This is a genomic window from Bifidobacterium choerinum (assembly GCF_000741135.1).
Classification (GTDB): Bacteria; Actinomycetota; Actinomycetes; order Actinomycetales; family Bifidobacteriaceae; genus Bifidobacterium; species Bifidobacterium choerinum.
In genome coordinates, this window is record NZ_JGYU01000004.1 from 117,535 (window position 1) to 133,579 (window position 16,045).

The 16,045-nt window shown below is 69.1% G+C and carries 12 protein-coding genes and 1 pseudogene; all 13 read right to left on the reverse strand.

Features of this window, described 5'->3' with window-relative positions:
- Nucleotides 1-28: 28 nt before the first annotated feature.
- The 13 genes and pseudogenes from pyrE to BCHO_RS04240 all read right to left on the reverse strand — a co-directional run bounded on the left by pyrE (nt 29) and on the right by BCHO_RS04240 (nt 15,844).
- The gene (pyrE, locus tag BCHO_RS04180; protein WP_024541348.1) at nt 29-724 is read right to left on the reverse strand and encodes an orotate phosphoribosyltransferase; all 696 of its coding nucleotides are present in this window, start codon (nt 722-724) and stop codon (nt 29-31) included.
- 53 nt (nt 725-777) lie between these two features.
- Nucleotides 778-1,755: a dihydroorotate dehydrogenase gene (locus tag BCHO_RS04185; RefSeq protein WP_024541349.1), complete on the reverse strand. Its 978-nt coding sequence runs from the start codon at nt 1,753-1,755 to the stop codon at nt 778-780.
- A 5-nt stretch (nt 1,756-1,760) separates the two neighbouring features.
- A complete protein-coding gene (locus BCHO_RS04190; RefSeq protein WP_024541350.1) occupies nt 1,761-2,579 on the reverse strand; it encodes a dihydroorotate dehydrogenase electron transfer subunit in 819 nt (272 codons plus the stop codon).
- Between the two features lie 72 nt (nt 2,580-2,651).
- A complete protein-coding gene (gene pyrF / locus BCHO_RS04195; protein WP_024541351.1) occupies nt 2,652-3,605 on the reverse strand; it encodes an orotidine-5'-phosphate decarboxylase in 954 nt (317 codons plus the stop codon).
- Nucleotides 3,606-3,665: 60 nt separating this feature from the next.
- Nucleotides 3,666-5,066: a dihydroorotase gene (locus BCHO_RS04200; RefSeq protein ID WP_024541352.1), complete on the reverse strand. Its 1,401-nt coding sequence runs from the start codon at nt 5,064-5,066 to the stop codon at nt 3,666-3,668.
- Nucleotides 5,066-5,488 carry an aspartate carbamoyltransferase regulatory subunit gene (locus tag BCHO_RS04205; RefSeq protein ID WP_024541353.1) on the reverse strand — a complete coding sequence of 141 codons (423 nt, stop codon included), beginning with the start codon at nt 5,486-5,488 and terminating at the stop codon, nt 5,066-5,068. The genes BCHO_RS04200 and BCHO_RS04205 overlap by 1 nt, the downstream gene beginning before the upstream one ends.
- The gene (gene pyrB / locus BCHO_RS04210; protein ID WP_024541354.1) at nt 5,488-6,450 is read right to left on the reverse strand and encodes an aspartate carbamoyltransferase; all 963 of its coding nucleotides are present in this window, start codon (nt 6,448-6,450) and stop codon (nt 5,488-5,490) included. Before pyrB ends, BCHO_RS04205 begins: the two co-directional genes overlap by 1 nt.
- 163 nt (nt 6,451-6,613) lie before the next feature.
- Nucleotides 6,614-9,714 (reverse strand): annotated as a pseudogene (locus BCHO_RS04215) (bifunctional [glutamine synthetase] adenylyltransferase/[glutamine synthetase]-adenylyl-L-tyrosine phosphorylase).
- A gap of 46 nt (nt 9,715-9,760) precedes the next feature.
- On the reverse strand, nt 9,761-10,597 hold the full coding sequence (metF, locus tag BCHO_RS04220) for a methylenetetrahydrofolate reductase [NAD(P)H] (RefSeq protein WP_034256185.1): 837 nt from the start codon (nt 10,595-10,597) through the stop codon (nt 9,761-9,763).
- Nucleotides 10,598-10,741: 144 nt separating this feature from the next.
- Entirely contained in the window at nt 10,742-13,042 is a 2,301-nt protein-coding gene (gene metE, locus BCHO_RS04225; protein WP_024541357.1) for a 5-methyltetrahydropteroyltriglutamate--homocysteine S-methyltransferase, read from the reverse strand.
- 195 nt (nt 13,043-13,237) lie between these two features.
- A complete protein-coding gene (locus tag BCHO_RS04230) occupies nt 13,238-13,789 on the reverse strand; it encodes a SixA phosphatase family protein (protein ID WP_024541358.1) in 552 nt (183 codons plus the stop codon).
- A 78-nt stretch (nt 13,790-13,867) separates the two neighbouring features.
- Nucleotides 13,868-14,935, reverse strand: a complete 1,068-nt coding sequence (locus tag BCHO_RS04235) for a tRNA (adenine-N1)-methyltransferase (RefSeq protein ID WP_024541359.1) — start codon at nt 14,933-14,935, stop codon at nt 13,868-13,870.
- Nucleotides 14,936-15,031: 96 nt separating this feature from the next.
- The gene (locus BCHO_RS04240; protein ID WP_024541360.1) at nt 15,032-15,844 is read right to left on the reverse strand and encodes an ABC transporter ATP-binding protein; all 813 of its coding nucleotides are present in this window, start codon (nt 15,842-15,844) and stop codon (nt 15,032-15,034) included.
- Nucleotides 15,845-16,045: the final 201 nt, after the last annotated feature.

Consider the following 16,045-nt stretch of genomic DNA (forward strand, 5'->3'; position numbering starts at 1 on the left):
CATGCGTATTCGAGCGTCAGGCGCCCTCTCACGCCCCGTACCGCGTCAGGTACTCCTCGGCGGCCTTGGCGATCTCGTCGGAGACGTACGGCTTGCCTTTGTCGTCGGGCAGTTCGCGGCCGGCGGCGAAGATCTCCCTGACGTTCGCGATCGCGAACACCGGGAAGCCGAATTCGCGGCTCACGTCCTGCACGGCGGACAGATCACTGTCCTTCGTCTTCTCCATGCGGTCGACGGAGAGCACGAGTCCGACGATGTTGACGTCGGCCTGCTCCTTGAGCTTGGGGACGACCTCGCGCACGGCGGTGCCGGCGGTCATCACGTCGTCGACGAGCAGCACGTTCATGCCGTCCTCGAGCGGCTTGCCGACCATCGTGCCGCCGTCGCCGTGGTCCTTCTTCTCCTTGCGGTCGAAGGTGTAGCCGACGGTGACGCCGTAGTTGAGTTCGAGCGCGATCGACGTGGCGACGGCGAGCGGGATGCCCTTGTACGCCGGGCCGAAGATCGTGTCGATGCGGGCGGGCAGCCGCTCGTCGTCGATCTCGGTCTGGATCTTCTCGGCGTAGAACGCGCCGAGCGTCGCGATCTTCCTGCCGTCGTCGAAGGCGCCGGCGTTGATGAAGTACGGCGAGCGCCGTCCGGACTTCAGCGTGAAGTCGCCGAATTTGAGGGCGTTCGATTCGAGCAGGAACTTGGTGAATCGGTGGTCGAGTGAGTCGAACATCGTGTCTCCTTCCGGAAATTGGTGGTCTGCGGTGTGCGGCGCCGGCGGGCGGTTCAGCGCCAGGTGTCGCCCTTGGCGAGCTTCTCGGTCAGTTCGGGCCTGGAGTCGAGGAGCTCCTCGAGTTCGAGGGCGACGCGGATCGGCGCGGTCGGGTCGTAGAGGGCGGCGCCGCCGACCTCTACGGCGTTGGCGCCGGCGTACAGGTATTCGAGGGCCTTCTCGCCCGAGTCGATGCCGCCGATGCCGATGATCGGGATGTCGGGCAGCGCGGTGCGCACGCGCCACACGCAGGCGAGGCCCACCGGGAAGACGGCGGGTCCGGAGACGCCGCCGGTGCGGTTGGCGATGATCGGCTCGCCGGTCCTGATGTCGATGCGCATGCCGACGAGCGTGTTGATCATGCTTAAGGCATCGGCGCCTCCTTCGGCGGCGGCGCGCGCGATCGCGGCGATGTCGGTGACGTTCGGCGTGAGCTTGACGATCATCGGCTTGTCGGTCATCGGGCGCAGCCGGTCCATGAGCTTGCCCAGCGCGACCGGGTCGGTGCCGACGGACATGCCGCCGTGCGTCACGTTCGGGCAGCTGACGTTGATCTCGAGCATGTCGGCGTCGGAGTCGGCGAGCTTGTCGACGACCTGCGCGTAGTCGTCGTCGCAGTGGCCGGCGACGTTCGCGATGACGGTGGCGCCGAGGTCCTTGAGGTACGGCAGGTCGTGTGCGAGGTAATGGTCGACGCCGGGATTCTGCAGGCCGACGGCGTTGACGGTGCCGGCCGGGCTTTCGGCGGTGCGCACGCCCGGGTTGCCGAGCCATTCGACCGGCGAGACGCCCTTCGTGGTGACCGACCCCATCTGGGACACGTCGTAGAACTGTCCGCACGCGTAGGCGTTGAAGGTGCCGGAGGCGGTGCCGACCGGGTTCTTCCACGGCACGCCGGCGACGACGGTGCCGTGGCGCCATTCGTGCGGCGCGTAGACGCTCGTCGGGGTTTCGTTGAGTTCCTGTTCGATGTTCACGTTGTCCTCGCTCATCTGGCTCACTTGTTGTCCCATCCCAGCTGGTGCGCGGTGAAGACCGGGCCGGCCTCGCACACCTTCTCGCGCCCGTCGCGCGTGTCGATCGTGCAGGCGACGCAGGTGCCGTATCCGCAGCCCATGCGCTGCTCCATGCTCAGCTGCGCGTCGACGCCGCGTCTGGACGCCCATTCGGCGACCGCCTTCATCATCGGCGTCGGGCCGCACGACAGGATGATCGTCTCGCGGCCCTCGGCCTGCATGTCCGGCCACAGGCGTTCGAGCAGCGTGAGCACGTTGCCTTCCGACTCGTCGATGCTGTGCACCTCGTCGGCGTATCTGGCCGCGTACACGTCGGCGAAATGCGCGTCGCGGTAGCCGAGCACGGCGATCGCGCGGCAGTCGTCGCGCGCGGCGAGCGCCTGCGCGGCCTCGAGCAGCGGCGGGATGCCCAGTCCCCCGCCGACGAGCAGGTAGTCGGCCGCGCGGCTCAGGTCGAAGGGCCTGCCCAGTGGTCCCAGCACGTCCACATGGTCGCCGGCCTTGAGGTGCGCGAACTCGTCGGTGCCGTAGCCGACGACGGCGAAGATCAGGCTGACCCGGTCGCCGTCGACGTCGCTGACGCCGAAGGGGCGCGGCATCAGATGCTGCGGGTTGGACGAGTACAGGTTGACGAACTGTGCGGGCTGGACGTTGGCGGCGATGAACTCGTCGCGGAACGTCAGGCGCACGACGCCGGGCGTCAGTTCGCGCACGTCGACGACGTCGACGGTGCGTCTGGTCGGCGTGCGGCCGTTCGATACGGCATCCTCCACCGTGTGGGAAAACGCTGTGGTTGGCATGGGTTTCCTGTCCCTCTTTCTTCTCTGCTGTGGGTTTCTTCTCCGCTGTGGCCGCTGCCGGCCTGGGGTGGCTCAGGCGAGCGCGACGCGCAGCTGGTCGCGCATGTCCTCGGCAGCGCGCCGCGCGTTGGCGGCGACGATGTCGAGCGCGGTCTCGGGTTCGAGGTCCGTGCTGTAGCGCTCGTCGTCGCGCCATGCGCCGATGATGCCGCGCGACGAGTTGACGATCGCGCCGGAGCCGTCACGGTCGAACATGCCGGCGACCGACTGTGCGGTGCCGCCCTGCGCGCCGTAGCCGGGCACGAGGAAGAAGGTGTGCGGCATGCGTTCGCGCAGCGCGGCGCCCTCCTCGGGGTGCGTGGCGCCGACGACGGCGCCGGTGCGCGCGTAGCCGAAGCGGCCGACCGTGGCGGCGCCCCACGCTTCGACGAGGTCGGCGACGTGTTCGTAGACGCGGCCGCCGTCGGCCAGTTCGAGCTCCTGGATCTGCGCGGAGGACGGGTTCGACGTGCGCACGAGGACGAACAGGTCGCGGTCGGCCTCCTTGGCGGCCTCGACGAACGGCTCGATGCCGTCGGAGCCGAGGTAGGGGTTGACGGTGAGCGCGTCCTCGTGCCACACGTCGTCGCCGTCGAAGCCGGTCAGGTGCTTCGCGTAGGCGGCGGCCGTCGAGCCGATGTCGCCGCGCTTGACATCGCCGATCACGTACAGGCCCTGCTCGCGCGCGTACTGGCAGGTCATCGTGTAGCAGTCGACGCCGGCCGGGCCGAGCGCCTCGTACATCGCGATCTGCGGCTTGACGGCGGGGACGATGTCGGCGACCGCGTCGATGATCGCGCGGTTGAATTCGAAGTACGCGGCGGCCGCGCCGGTCGCGGCGAGGTTGTCGTCGGCGTCCTCGACGTATTCGTCGGCTTCGAGCCGGTAGGCGTCCATGACCTGGGCGGGCACGAGCGCCGGCGTGGGGTCGAGTCCGACGACGCTCGGATTCTGCTTGGATTCGATGGCTTCGATGAGGCGGTCCATCCTGCTCCTTGGTTGTTCTCGTACGGTGTTTGCGGATGCGGCATGCGGCGTCGCCCGCGCTCAGGCGAGCGCGTCGAAGCGGCTGGAGGCCATGCGCGATCCGATGATCGTCGCGTACGGCCTGCCGGTGACCTCCCATCCGTCGAACGGCGTGTTGCGCGCCTTCGACCTGAACTCGTCCGCATGGATCGTCCATGCGTCGTCGAGGCCGAGGATGACGAGGTCGTGGCGTTCGGGGTGTTCGGTCGCGCCCAGGTCGAGCGTGCGTTTCGTCGCGCACTTCGCGCTCGTGTTGAGCAGTCCGGCGATGTCGGTCGAGTGGCGTCCCATCAGCGAGGCCGGGTTGAGCGCCATGAGTTCGATGAGCCGTTCGTCGCTGATCCAGCCGCCGTCGACGAGGACGGTGTGGCAGACGGCGAACGCGCATTCGAGGCCGATGATGCCGTTGGGCGCCTCGAGGAAGCCGAGCGCCTTCTCGTCGGCGGTGTGCGGGGCGTGGTCGGTGGCGATCATGTCGACGGTGCCGTCGGCGATCGCGGCGATCGTGGCCTGGCGGTCCTTCTCGCTTCTCAGCGGCGGGTTCATCTTCGCGCGCGTGCCGTATTCGAGCAGCGCCTCGTCGCTTAGGGCCAGGTAGTGCGGCGCCGTCTCGCAGGTGATCGGCAGGCCCTCGGCCTTGGCGCGCCGGATCGCGTCGAAGCTGATCGCCGTGCTCACGTGCTGGAAGTGCACGTGCACGCCGGTCTCGCGCACCATGTCGATGTCGCGCTGCACGACCGCCAGCTCGGTCTCCTCGGGGATGCCGGGCACGCCGAGCTTCCTGGCGACGGGGCCTTCGTTGACGGCGCCGACGTCGTGGTGCTCGCAGTGCTCGATGAGGTACAGCCCTGTCTCCTTGACGTTCGCGAGCACGTCGCGCAGCACCGGCGTGGGCACGGCCGAGCCGTCGTCGCTCATCGCCGTGACCGGGTGCGCGATCTGCGCCGCGTCCTTCTCGTCGTCGTGGCCGGGCATGTACCACGCCCAGTCCTTCGGCTCGGTCGGCTCCTTGCCGGCGCGTCCCTTCGTCGCGCACACGCACAGCTCGTAGCGCACCGGCAATGTCACGCCGTGGATCCGCTCGTAGTGCTGCAGGTAGTCGATGACGTTGTCGCAGCCGGCGGCGAGGACCTCGTCGGCGCCCGGCTCCCCCGGCGTGACGATCTGCCCGTCCATCGCCGGGACCGTGTTCGGCATGATGAGCACGTTCGTGTAGCCGCCGGCGGCCGCGGCGGCACAGCCGGTGACCATCGTCTCCTTGTGCGTCTGGCCCGGGTCGCGGAAATGCACGTGCGGGTCCTCGAGGCCCGGCGCCACCGTGAGCCGCGAGGCGTCGACGGTCACGTCGCGCCCGTCGGGCACGACCAGGTCGATGCGTTCGCCGGTGTCCCACACGCGGATGTCGGAAAAGACGATAGCCATCAGAACTCGGCCTCCTCGTCGCAGTAGCGGCAGCGGTACACGTCCCCGTCGGTGCGGTCGAGGTAGAAGACCTGGTCGATGCCCGGCTCGGTCGTCGTCACGCAGCGCGGGTTGACGCAGGTGATGACGTTGACGACGCGTTCGGGCAGCGTCGGCGTCTTCTTGTCGACGATGCGTCCGCCGTGGATGACATCGACGGTCGCCGAACGCGCCACGAGGCCGAGCACGTCGAGGTCGATCGCCGTGTCCGCGTCCTCGATCTTGATGATGTCCTTCGTGCCATAGCGGCGCGAATCGGTGTTCATGATCAGCGCGAGCTTCGTCGCGGCCGGGTTGATGCGCAGGTACTCGAGCACCTTGAGCGCCGTGCCGGCCGGCACATGGTCGATGATGATCCCGTCCTGGATGCTGGTGACCTCCATCAGGCGGCGACCTCCTTGTTCTCGTAGGCGGCGAATCCCGGCAGTTCGTCGCCGAGCACCGAGCTTTCCAACGCCATGCGCATGAGCATGCCGTTCCTGACCTGTTCGAAGTAGGCGGCGCGCGGGTCGTCGTCCACCTCCTTGGCGATCTCGTTGACGCGCGGCAGCGGATGCAGCACCGCCATGTCCGGCTTCGCCTTCGCGAGCTTCGCCTCGTCGAGGATGTACGTGTCGCGCAGGCGCAGGTAGTCGTCCTCGTTGAAGAAGCGTTCCTTCTGCACGCGCGTCATGTACAGCGCGTCGAGGTCGCCGATGACCTCGCTCAGGTCGCTGACCTCGACGTACGAGCAGCTGTCGGTCGCGTTGATGCGGTTGAGCACGTACTGCGGCGTCCTGAGCTCCTTCGGGGAGATGAGCACGAAGCGCACGTCGCCGAAGCGGCACAGCGTCTCGATGAGCGAATGCACGGTGCGTCCGAAAGTCAGGTCGCCGCACAGGCCGATCGTCAGGTCGTTGACGCGGCCGAAGCGCGAGCGCAGCGTCGCCAGGTCGGCGAGCGTCTGCGTGGGGTGCATGTGGCCGCCGTCGCCGGCGTTGATGACGGGCACGGATGCGGCGTCGGCGGCGACGAGCGCGGCGCCTTCCTTGGGGTGGCGGATCGCGACGACGTCGACGTAGTTGGAGACGGTCTTGAGCGTGTCGGCGATCGATTCGCCCTTGGTGACCGAGGCGAGCTGGGCGCCGGCGAATCCGATGACCTTGCCGCCCAGGCGCAGCATCGCCGTCTCGAAGCTCAGGCGCGTGCGTGTACTCGGCTCATAGAACAAAGTGGCGAGCACCCTGCCTTCGCAGGTGTGCGCCACTTGGGTGCGGTGCGTGTCGATGTACTGCGCCTTGTCGAGCAGTTCGCGGATCTGCGCGATGGACAGGTCGTCCAATGTGATGACGCTTCTCCCGACCATCGAAGTGGCGGGTGCGGTGTGTGCTTCGCTAGCCAATGACTCACCTTTCTTACCGAGTATGAAGGTGATCACCGAAGTGACCTATCCAACTATAACCGCACCCGCCTATTGGCGCGCCCCGGACGGGGCCCGGGGCGTTTCCCGTCTCAGTATGCGGTCGGGATCACTGTTCGGCGCCGTAGAACAGCCGTTCGCACACCTCGCGGCTGCGGCGCATCTGGGCGAGGATGTCGTTCTCGAAGCGCTGGCCGTGGTTGGCGTCGTAGCGAGGTAGACGGCGATGCCGCCGAGCGAGTACATGTCGGTCGGCAGGATGTCGGCCTGGGCGGCGCGTCCGCTCCACAGGTAGTTGCCGTTGCGCGCGTCGGTGCACAGCTGCCACGCCTCGCCGAGGATCTTCGCGTCCTCCTCGCCGATGTGGCCGGCGGCGACGAGCGCGTCGAGCGCCTCCGTCGTCGAGTTGACGCGCAGCGCCGGGTCGTCGTGCGCATGCTGCAGCTGCAGCAGCTGCACGGTCCATTCGACGTCGCTCAGGCCGCCCTTGCCGAGTTTGAGGTGGCGTTCGCGGCGCACGCCGCGCGGCAGGCGTTCGGCCTCCATGCGCGCCTTGAGGCGGCGGATCTCGCCGATCTCCTCGTCGGTCAGCGGCCGATCGGGGTAGCGCATCGGGTCGGCGATGGCGGTGAGGAAGTCGTCGGCGAGCGTCATGTCGCCGGCGGCGGCGCGTGCGCGCAGCAGCGCCTGGCGTTCCCATGTGCTCGACCATGCGCGGTAGTACTCGCGGCAGGAGGCGTAGGAGCGCACGAGGGGGCCGTTCTTGCCTTCGGGGCGCAGGTCCATGTCGAGTTCGATCTTCGGTTCGAGGCTGACGGGGCCCTGCATGAGCATGCGCAGCCGCTCCTGCACCTTGCGCGCGAAGCGGTTGGCGTCCGCGTCGTCGGCGCCGGCGGCGGGCCGGTAGATGACGATGACGTCGGCGTCGGAACTGAAGTTGACCTCGCGGCCGCCGTAGCGGCCCATCGCGATGATCGCGATTGCGGCGGGCGCCTCGTCGGCGCCGTCGTCGCGCATCTGGGCGGCGACGGACCAGCACAGCGCGGCGTCGAGGATCGCGTCGTACACGTCGGTCATGCCCTGCAGCGCCTCGGGCGTGGCGATGACGTCGCTCATCCACCCGAGGCCGATGCGTTCGATCTCGTGGCGGCGCAGCGCGCGCAGCGCCGTGGCCGCCTCCCGGTCCGAATGCGAGTGGCGGTCGATGATCGCCGCGCACTGCGTGTCGAGGCTCGCGCGCGGGCGGGCGTGCAGCTTCGCGTCGTCGCCGAGCCAGGTGATCGATTCGAGCGATTTGTTGAGCGCGTCGCCCAGGTAGCGGGAGTTGGACAGCACGTGGCACAGGCGCCTCGCCGCGGACGGCGAGTCGCGCAGGAAGCCGAGGTATTCGTGTTCGCCGCCGAAGCGTTCCTCGAGGGTGCGCCAGTACAGCAGGCCCATGTCCGGGTTCTGCCCCTCGCCCAGCCAGCGCAGCACGGCGGGCAGCAGGATGCGGTTGATCTTCGCGGCGCGCGTGACGCCGTCGGTCAGCGCGCGCACATGGCGCAGCGCGGCGGCCGGGTCGGCGAATCCGATCGCCTCGTAGCGTTCGAGCGTCGCCTGCTCGCTCAGTTCGACCGTCTCGTCGGGGCTCGTCGCCGAGATTGGCAGCATCGGCCGGTAGTAGATGTCGTTGTGCAGGCGGCGCACCTCGCGGCGCGTCTCGTCGTACTGGTCGACGAGCTGTTCGGGCAGCATGTGGAAGACGCGCGCCAGACGGTGCATCTCGGGGCTCTGGTTGAGTTCGTCGGGGTCGATCGCGCGTTTGCGTTCGAGGCCGCCGACGTTGCCGGGCCCGAGGTCGGGAAACAGGTGGGTGCGTTTGAGCATCCACATCTGCTGGCGGTGTTCGAGGACGCGTTCGAAACGGTAGTCCCAGCGCAGCGCCTTCGCCTGCGGGCGTGAGACGTAGCCGCCGTCGGAAAGCGCCTGAAGCGCGTCGAGCGTGGGACGCACGCGCAGCGACGGGTCGGTGCGGCCGTGCACGAGCTGCAGCATCTGCACGGTGAACTCGACGTCGCGCAGGCCGCCGCGGCCGAGCTTGATCTCGCGGTCCTTGAGCGGCGCGGCGATGAGGTCCTCGACGCGTTCGCGCATGCGCTGGCAGTCGTTGACGAAGTTGTCGCGCCGGGCGGCCGACCAGACGAACCCCGCTGCCATCGCCTCGTAGTCGGCGCCGAGCGCGGCGTCACCGGCGACGGCGCGCGCCTTGAGCAGCGCCTGGAACTCCCAGTTCTGCGCCCACTGCTCGTAGTAGGCGCGATGCGCCTCGAGACGGCGCACGAGCGGGCCGTCCTTGCCTTCAGGACGCAGCGCCCCGTCGATCTGCCACAGCGGCTGTTCGGCCACGCCGGCCACGACGGACTGGCACACGCGCTGCAGCGTCGTCGCGATCTTCGTGCCGATGCGCGTGAGCGTCGTGTTGTCGGTTGCCTCGTCGGCGGGTTCGACGACGTAGATGAGGTCGACGTCGGAGACGTAGTTGAGTTCGCGAGCGCCGAGCTTGCCCATGCCGATGACGGCGAAGCGCACATGCTCGGAGCCGGCCACCTCGCGTCTGGCGATCGCGAGCGCCCCCTCGAGCGCCGCGTCGGCCAGGTCGGACAGTTCGGCGCTGATCTTCGGCTGGATCTCGATCGGGTCGCCGGCGGTCACGTCCTGCGCCATGATCGCGGCGAGCTGTTCGCGGTAGTCGGCGCGCAATGCGCCTGCCGCCTCGGCGAGCTCCTTGCCTGCAGTCGGGGGTGTGCCCTCAGGGTCGGCGCCGACGGCGTCGAGGATGCGCGCGCGGCGCGCCTCGCGCGTGACGAGCGCCGTGTCGCGCGGCGGCGTGACGGCGGCGCGCACGAGGTCGGGGCGGAAGCGCATGAGCGTGCCCATTGCGTTCGAGGCGCCGAGCACGCCGATCAGCCGTGTCATCTGCGCCTCGTCGGCGACGATCGACGACAGCGGTTCGCCGCGCTCGTCGAGCGCGCGGCGGATGTCGACGAGGTTCGCGAGCGCCGTGTCCGGGTCGTCGCATTCGGCGAGCTGGCCGAGCAGCGTGGAGACGGCGCGCCCGTCGCCGGGGCCGGCCAGGTCGCTAAGCAGCTGCTTCGCCCGGCTGATGTGCTGCAGTCCGGCGTGGATGACGTCGCGTGTGGGGATGTTCGTCGGTGTGCCTTGTTCCATGGGTCCAATCTACCCGCGCTGGATGACGCTTCGGGCGCGCGAGGGTTCAGGCGAAGAACGCCTTCGTGTTCGCCCAGATGCGCCGGGCGGCGCACGGCCGGTTCATCGTATACAGGTGGATGCCGTCGACGCCGCGGGCGACGAGGTCGCGGATCTGCTCGGACGCGTAGACGATGCCCGCCTCCTTGAGGGATGCGGGGTCCTGTCCCCACATCTCGAGCATGACGGCGAGCCGTTCGGGGATCCTCGAGGCGCACAGGTCGGCCATGTGGCGCACCGAGCCCGCGTTGACGACGGGCATGATGCCCGCTTCGATTGGCACGTCGATGCCGGCGGCGCGCGCCTTGTCGCGGAAGCGCAGGAAGTCCTCGTCGTCGTAGAACAGCTGGGAGATCAGGTGGGTGACGCCGGCGTCGACCTTGCGTTTGAGGTTGTCGATGTCCTCGTCGAGGCTCGCCGCCTGCGGATGCTTCTCCGGATAGCAGGCGCCGTAGATTGGCAGGTCGGGGCGGCGCTCGCGGATGAACGCGGCAAGGTCGGATGCGTGGTGGAACACGTTGGCGGGTTCGCGTTCGGGGTTGCGGTCACCGCGCAGTGCGAGGACGCCGGCGACCTTCGCCTGGTCGAACAGGTCGAGCGCCTCCTCGGCGCCGGCCTCGTCGAGATACTGGGCGGTCAGGTGGGCGACGGCGGGGATGCCGTATTCGGCGCGCACGGTGTTCGCGATGCGCGCGGTGGCGGTGCGGTCGACCGATTTGCCGGTGCCGTAGGTCACGGAGATGAACGCGGGGCTCAGGCCCTGCAGGCCGTCGAGCGTGTCGTAGATCGTGCCGACCGGCGCGGTGCGTTTAGGAGGGAAGATCTCGAGCGAGAAGATGGGCATGGTGGGTCGTCCTCGGATACGGGAGGTTGGGAAATGACGGGAAGGGAGGGGAACAGGAAGACGGAGGACGTCGGGACGGGATCCCCAACGGCCGCCTCCGGGACGGGGAGGACGCCGGGGATCCGACGGCGTGGGCGCGGCCCCCTACAGGCGCGAGCGCACGGCCTTCGCGGCCTCGACCATGTGTTCGAGGCTCGGCCAGGTCTCGGCCTCGCCGCGGGTCTTGAGGCCGCAGTCGGGGTTGATCCACACCTTGTCGACGTCCATCTTCGCGAGGATCTCGCCGATGCGTTCCTCGATCTCCTGCTCGCCGGGCACGCGCGGCGAGTGGATGTCGTAGACGCCGGGGCCGGCCTCGGTCTCGAAGTCGGCGTCGTGGATCGCGTCGAGGACGACGAGGTCGCCGCGCGACGCCTCGAAGGAGATGACGTCGGCGTCCATCGCGTCGATGTCGCGGATGATGTCGTTGAACTCGGAGTAGCACATGTGCGTGTGGATCTGCGTGGTCGGCTTGACGCCCGAATGCACGAGGCGGAACGCCGGGATCGCCCAGTCGAGGTACTTGGCGTGCCAGTCGGAGCGGCGCAGCGGCAGCTTCTCGCGCAGCGCGGCCTCGTCGATCTGGATGATGCGGATGCCGGCGGCCTCCAGGTCGAGCACCTCGTCGCGGATCGCGAGCGCGAGCTGGCGCGTCTGCTCCTCGGCGGAGATGTCCTCGCGCGGCCACGACCAGTTGAGGATCGTGACTGGGCCGGTGAGCATGCCCTTCATCGGCCTGTCGGTCCTCGACTGCGCGTAGCGGCTCCATGCGACGGTGATCGGTTCGGCGCGCGAGACGTCGGACCAGACGATCGGCGGCTTGACGCAGCGCGTGCCGTAGGACTGCACCCACGCGTTCTTCGTGAACAGGAAGCCGTTGAGGTGCTGGCCGAAGTATTCGACCATGTCGTTGCGTTCGAATTCGCCGTGCACGAGCACGTCGAGGCCGATGCGCTCCTGTTTGCGGATCACGTCGTCGATGCGTTCCCTGATGAACGCGTCGTAGGCGTCGCGGTCGATCTCGCCGTGGCGCAGCTTCGCGCGTTCGGCGCGGATCTGACCGGTCTGCGGGAACGAGCCGATCGTCGTCGTCGGCAGCGGCGGCAGTCCGAGCGCCTCGTGCTGCAGCCGCTGGCGTTCGGCGCGCGCCGGACGCCGCGTGAAGTCGTCGTCGCCCAGCGCCTCGAGGCGCGCGCGGACGGTCTCGTCGCGCGCCACACGGCTGCCGTCGAACAGCAGCTGGTTGGCCCTGAGCACGTCGGACGAGCGCTTCGCGTCGTCGTCGAGGTCGACGAGGTCGGCGATCTCGCGCACCTCGTCGAGCTTCTCGACGGCGAACGCGAAGTGTTTGAGGACGTCGTCGCCGAGCGCCTCCTCGCCCTGCGTGCTGAACGGCACGTGCAGCAGCGAGCAGGCGGAGGCGACGGCGACATGGTCGGTGACATGGCGCAGCGCCTCGACGAGGGCGATGCTCGCCGCATAGTCGTTGCGCCAGATGTTGCGGCCGGAGACGACGCCTGCGAACAGCGTCGTGCGTTCGCCGACGCCATGCTTCTCGACGGCGGCGAGGTTCGCGTCGCGGCCCTCGACCAGGTCGAGGCCGACGCCGTCAAACTCGAACAGGCGCACGGTCTCGTAGATGTCGGCGATGTCGCCGAAGTAGGTGTTGAGCAGCACCTTGACCCGGTCCTGACGGGCGGGAAGGATGCGCGAGTAGAGCGACTTGAACAGGCGCACGTCGGCGTCGTCCTTGTCGAGCACGAGGCAGGGCTCGTCGAGCTGCACCCATGCGGCGCCGAGGTCGGCGAAGCGGCGCAGGATCTCGGCGTAGACGCCGGCGACGGCGTCGACGAGGCCCTCGTCGATCGTCAGTTCGCGCGCCTGGGCGTCGCGCGAGAGTCTGAGGAAGGTGTAGGGGCCGATGAGCACCGGCTTCGTCTCGTAGCCCAGGGCCTTCGCCTCGAGGTATTCGTCGAAGGGCTTCGTGCCGTTGAGCCGCACCTCGGTCGCCTCGTCGAACTCGGGCACGAGGTAGTGGTAGTTCGTCGTGAACCACTTCTTCATCGGCAGCGCGGTCACGTCGCCGCGCTCACCCTGGTAGCCGCGCGCCATCGCGAACAGCGTCTCCTCGGGCTCGGCGAAGGACAGGCGGCGGTAGCGCGCCGGGATCACGTTGAGCAGGATCGCCGTGTCGAGCATCTGGTCGTAGAGGCTGAAGTCGTTGCTCGGGATCAGGTCGATGCCGGCGGCGCGCTCGAGCCTCCAATGCTCGGCGCGCAGCTCGCGGCCGACGCGGCGCACGTCGTCGAGCGACGCGGCGCCCTTCCAGTACGCCTCGATGATCCTCTTGAGCTCGCGGTTGCGGCCGATGCGCGGGAAACCGGAGATGGACGTGGGTACGCTCATGGATGCCTCCAAAGAAGTCTTGCTTGCTGCGACGTCCATCACGCTAGCAGACCGAAGCGTACGCCGGCGCCCGAATCTTGCGAAAACCCGGCTCAACGGCCATACCGGTTATTGAGACGACGTCATAACCGCAGCTTATATCCCCGGGATCGTCCGGCCGCATTCCCCTGTCCGCGCTCCGTGCGCGCACGGGCGTCAGTCGAAGTCCTTCGGCGTGAGCACGGCGATGAGGTCGGCCTCGTGCGTGCCCCACTTCCTGAACGGCTCGGACGAGCCGAACACGGCCACGCAGGCCGTGGGCATGCCGAGCGTGAGCAGGTCGGCGGCGTCGGGCTCCGAGCCGGGTCCGGCGAGCCACTGGCAGGCCATCGACACGGTCGGCTCATGGCCGAGGACGAGCAGCGTGCGCCGCTTGTCCTTGCACGAGGCGAGCGCGTCGAACACTGACTGCATGCCGTCCTCGTACAGCGACTTCGTGTAGTCGACCTTCGGGCCGTCGCCGAACACCTTGAGCATGCGCGCGCAGGTCTGGCGGGCGCGCACCGCGTTCGAGCAGTCGATCTGGTCGGGCGTCAGCCCCATCGACTTCAGGCCCTTGGCCATGCGCTTGGCCTGCTTGAGGCCCTTGTCGAGCAGTTCGCGTTCGAAGTCGCCCTTCGCGTTCTGCGGCTCCGTCTTCGCGTGCCGCATGACGAGCAGCACGTACCTGTAGTCCTTCGCCTTCTTCGCGGCCTTCCTGACGTTCATGCACGCTCTTTCATCCATCGATGCCCCTTGGGGCGGGTCATATGCAGTATATCCCGCGCCGGGCGCGCCGGCCGCGCGCTATTCGCCTTCGGCGTCGCCGATGGCGCGCAGCTGCGCGTCGAGGTCGCGCAGCACCTTGCGCAGCTTGCGGTCGGAGATGTCGCGCAGCTCGAGCTCCTCGAAGGCCGCCTCGCGCTGCTCGGGGCTGAGCGAGTCGACGTCGGTCGTCGTGTCCTTCGCCGCGCGTTCGCGCCGGCGCAGCGCCCCATAGCCGTCGGCCATCGCGCGCGAGACGACGAGGAAGCCGGTGTGTCCGATCATCTGGTGGTCGGGGCGCACGGCCAGGCCCTGCGCCTTCCAGTTGCGTTCGAGCGTCTCCTGGATCTGCGGCTCGGTCCAGCGTCCCGACGCGCGCAGCGCCTCGGCGAGACGGGCCATCTGCGTCGTCGTCGTCACGTAGCAGGTGAGCACGCCGCCCGGCGCGATGACGCGTCCGGCCTGTTCGAGGCGGTTCCACGGGTCGAGCATGTCGAGCATGACGCGGTCGAACGATCCGGCCGGCAATGTGGCGGCGACCGAGTCGAAGTCGCCGGTCAGCAGCGTCCAGTTGTCCGGATGACCCCCGTAGTACAGGTCGACGTTCGCGCGCGCCACCTTCGCGAACTCGGGGCGCAGCTCGATCGTCGTCAGCTCGCCCTCGCCGCCGCACGCCTCGAGCAGGTGCAGGCTCATCGCGCCCGATCCGGCGCCCGACTCGAGCACGCGGTGGCCACGGCGGACGTCGCCCAGCTCGACGACCTGCGCCGTGTCCTTCGGATACATGATCTGCGCGCCGCGCGGCATCGACAGCACGTAGTCGGCCAGGCGCGGGCGCATGACGGCGAACTGCCAGCCGCCGATCGCGCGCGTGCCCTTCCATGGCTTGTTCGCGTCGCGTTCGGGATGCGCGGCGTTGACCTGCGCCTCGCGCTTGGCGGTCACGCTCGTGACGACGACGCCCTCGCTCATGCCGATGACGTCGTCGTGCAGGATCAGGCCGTGCGCCGTCTGCGTCGAGCCTCCCACGACGAGCTGATCGGTGATCTTGTTCGACTTCCGGTCGGTGAACTGGACCTTCTCCCCCGCCACAAAGGGACCACGGCGCATACGGCGACTCCTTGACTCATCGGCGCGGGCGCCCGCGCCGTCCTCGTGCACATTGACACCCGCCAGCGTACACGAGGCCACGTGCTTTGCCCGCGCTCAGCCGCGCAGCGTCGCGCCCCAGCGGCCGCGCGCATGACGCACCTCGAGGTCGAGGCCGAACACGGCGGAGAGCCGCTCGTCGGTCAGGCCGTCCCCGATGCGGCCGGCGAAGACGATCGTGCCGGGCGCGGGGGCCGCCGCGGCGCCGGACAGGTCCGCGGCGCCGGGCGCGCGGCCCATGATCGCCACATGGTCGAATCCGGTCGGGATCTCCTCGAGCCGGTGCGTGACGAGGACGACGGCGCGCGGGTCGTCGCGTCCGATCGCGCCCAGTGCGCGCAGCGCGATCTCGCGGCCACCCAGGTCGAGCCCGGTCGTCGGCTCGTCGAGGATGAGCAGCTCGGAGCGCGCCATCAGCGAACGGCAGACCATGACGCGCGTGCGTTCGCCCTCGGACAGCCTCGCCATCGAGCCGCCGATGAGGTATTCGATGCCGAAGTCGCGCATCAGCGAGCGCGCCCGCGCAACCTCGTCGTCGCTGTACGTGTCGCGCCAGCGTCCGGTGACGGCCCTGAGCGCGGTGACGACGGCGTCGAGCGGGTCCTCGCCGTCGGGCAGCGCGCGCAGCAGCTCGGCCGAGCTCAGTCCGATCAGATGGCGGTAGGAGAACACGTCGACCTTGCCGAGCCTGCGGCCGAGGACGTCGACGGTGCCGCATGTGGGGTGCCCGCGCGTCGCCATCATCCGCACGAGCGTCGACTTGCCGATGCCGTTGGGGCCGAACAGCACCCATTTCTCGCCGCGGCCAACCGTCAGGTCGACGTCGGCGAGGATCGTGCGCCCCGCGCGGCGCAGGCCGACGCCGCGCATCGCGACGGCCGGCGCGTCGCCGCACCGGTCCTCCCCCGCCCCGTCCCGCTTCGGCGATTCCTGCGTCGCCATGGCCGCTCCTTTCGTTGCGCCGTCCCATATGTCCTGCGACCCCGCCCTGCGGCGGCCCCGTCCGTCCTTGTCCGTCGTGGCGGCGGACCCGCGTCTCCACGCTAGCACGACGCCGGCCGTCACACCGCG